2 protein-coding genes are annotated in these 1,944 nt (G+C 69.2%); one reads left to right on the forward strand and one right to left on the reverse strand.

Features of this window, described 5'->3' with window-relative positions:
* Nucleotides 1–639: peptidoglycan-binding protein (locus ABNT58_RS16390; protein ID WP_348754519.1), on the forward strand; the 639-nt coding region annotated here is incomplete at its 5' end.
* 18 nt (nucleotides 640–657) lie between these two features.
* Here ABNT58_RS16390 and ABNT58_RS16395 read toward each other — a convergent pair.
* Nucleotides 658–1,782, reverse strand: coding sequence for a PA0069 family radical SAM protein (locus ABNT58_RS16395; protein ID WP_348754520.1), 1,125 nt, complete (start codon nucleotides 1,780–1,782; stop codon nucleotides 658–660).
* Between the last annotated feature and the right edge of the window lie 162 nt (nucleotides 1,783–1,944).

Genomic DNA, 1,944 nt, shown 5'->3' on the forward strand with positions numbered 1-1,944 from the left:
ATCGCCGGCCCCCGCACCTTGCGGGCGCTGGGCCTGGCGCGCAGCGACAAACTGCCGTCGGCCACCGACCGCTTCTCGGTGCAGGTGGTGGCGCAGATGTTCCCGCAGACGCCGCTGGGCCCCATCCGCGAGCACCTGCCACCGGTGCTCGATGCGATGAAGGCCGCCGGCCTGGCCGACCGCGTGATGCTGCTGGCCGCGCTGGCCACCATACGCGCCGAGACGGCGGGCTTCGTGCCCATCGACGAAGGTCTGTCGCGCTTCAACACCTCGCCGCGCGGCCACCCCTTCGACCTGTACGACCGCCGTGCCGACCTGGGCAACCACGGCGAGCCGGACGGCGCCCGCTACAAGGGCCGCGGCTTCGTGCAGCTGACCGGCCGCCACAACTACACCGTCTATGCAGAGCGGCTCCAGCAGCCTCTGGTGGAGCAGCCCGAGCTGGCCAACACGCCCGACGTGGCCGCCGCGGTGCTGGCCGCCTTCTTGAAGGACCGTGAGCTGCAGATCAAGTCGTCGTTGATGGAAGGCGACCTGCGGGCGGCGCGACGTGCCGTCAATGGCGGCAGCCATGGCCTGGAGGCCTTTGCAGAGGCTTACCGCGTGGGCGACATGCTCACCGACGACGAGGACCTTTGAGCCGGGACGAGCCGGCTTCTAGAACAGGCTGCCCTGCGCCTGCTGCGCTGCCGTCTGCGGCCGGCGGAACTGGCTGAAGTCGAGCGGAATGCGCTCACGGTCCAGCCCCAGGCGCGCGGCTGCCTTTTTCACCCGCTGGTGCAGCAGCTCGGCCCACACGCCCTGCCCCCGCATGCGGCTGCCGAAGTGGGCGTCGTTGTCCTTGCCGCCGCGCATCTCGCGGATGCGGGCCATCACACGGTCGGCCCGGTCGGGGAAGTGCTGCTGCAGCCACTGCTGGAACAGCGGATTCACCTCCCAGGGCAGGCGCAGCACGATGCTGAAGGCGGTGCTGGCGCCCGCCTCGGCCGCCGCCGCCATGATCTGCTCGACCTCGGGCTCGTTGATGAACGGAATGACCGGCGACACGCTGACGCCCACGCGGATGCCGGCCGCGGCCAGGGCCTTGACCGTCTGCAGCCGGCGCTGGGGCGAAGCCGCGCGCGGCTCCAGGATGCGGGCCAGCTGGGGGTCGAGCGTGGTGATGGACACATAGGCCGAGGCCATGCGCTGGGCCGCCATCGGCGCGACGAGATCGATGTCGCGCTCTATGCCGGCCGACTTGGTGATGACCGAAAACGGATGCCGCGCCTCGGCCAGCACCTCGATCACCGAGCGGGTGATGCGCAGCCGCCGCTCTACCGGCTGGTAGGCATCGGTGGCCGAGCCGATGTTCAGCGGCAGCGGCTGGTAGCCCGGCCGCGACAGCGCCTGCCGCAGCCGTTCGGCCGCGTTGACCTTGGCGATGATGCGGGTCTCGAAATCGAGCCCCGGCGACAGGTTGAGGTAGCTGTGCGTGGGCCGCGCGAAGCAGTAGATGCAGCCGTGTTCACAGCCCCGGTAGGGGTTGATCGACAGGTCGAACGAGATGTCGGGCGAGTCGTTGCCCGACAGGATGGACTTGACGTTTTCCTCGACCAACTGTGTGCCGGGCGGCAGCCGTTCTTCCTGCGCGGCCTGCTCCAGCGCACCCCAGCCGTCGTCGAAGGCTTCTCGCGCGTCAGAGGTGAAGCGGTGCTCGATCGCCCACACCGTGCCGCGGCCCTTCAGCGGCGTGCGAGGGGCATAAAGCAAGGTGGCGGCGGGATTGGCATCGGGGCGCATACTGTGAATATATACAGTCCACGCCGCCAGTGCAAAGGCGGGGTTGCCGCCCCAGATCAGTATTCGTCGCTGGCGCTGCCGGGTGCAAGGTTGTCGAACTTGGTCAGCGGCTTCAGGAAGGTCAGCTTCACCGTGCCCACCGGGCCGTTACGTTGCTTGCCG

It is taken from the genome of uncultured Aquincola sp. (assembly GCF_964001545.1).
In the GTDB taxonomy this organism is placed as follows: domain Bacteria; phylum Pseudomonadota; class Gammaproteobacteria; order Burkholderiales; family Burkholderiaceae_C; genus Aquincola.

Excerpts from the sequence above, each read along its gene's own strand:
- ABNT58_RS16395 (WP_348754520.1), bottom strand. The coding sequence starts at position 1,782 with ATGCGCCCCGATGCCAATCCCGCCGCCACCTTGCTTTATGCCCCTCGC.